At 65.6% G+C, this 392-nt stretch carries 1 protein-coding gene; it reads left to right on the forward strand.

What is annotated here, in order from left to right:
- Nucleotides 1-320 (forward strand): IS66 family insertion sequence element accessory protein TnpB (tnpB, locus tag LRA98_RS12935; protein ID WP_238634292.1); only part of this gene is annotated, 320 nt, incomplete at its 5' end.
- Nucleotides 321-392: the final 72 nt, after the last annotated feature.

Raw genomic sequence — 392 nt, forward strand, 5'->3', positions numbered from 1 at the left:
TGGCCGCCGAGCCGGTCGACTTTCGCAAGTCGCACAACGGGCTCGCCCTGGAAGTCACCGAGGGGCTCGGTCGTGACCCGTTCAGCGGCGAGCTGTTCGTCTTCGCCAATAAAGCCGGCGACAAATTGAAGGCGCTCTACTGGGACGGCCAGGGCTTCGTGCTCCTGTACAAGCGCCTTGAGCGCGGCCGGTTTGTCATGCCGCGCACGCCCGGCGAGGCGGCAGCACTCAGCCCCGGGCAGTTCCAGGCCCTGTTCGAGGGCGCGGACTGGCGAACGCTGCAGCGCCTGGCCGATCACCCGGCACGGGCCGTGGCGTAGTCAGGATTATCGCATGTTATTGATTTGGAACAGACACAGGCAGCCGGCCGCGGTATCATGGCGCCATGTCAT

Source organism: Halorhodospira sp. M38 (genome assembly GCF_022227985.1).
In the GTDB taxonomy this organism is placed as follows: Bacteria; Pseudomonadota; Gammaproteobacteria; order Nitrococcales; family Halorhodospiraceae; genus Halorhodospira; species Halorhodospira halophila_A.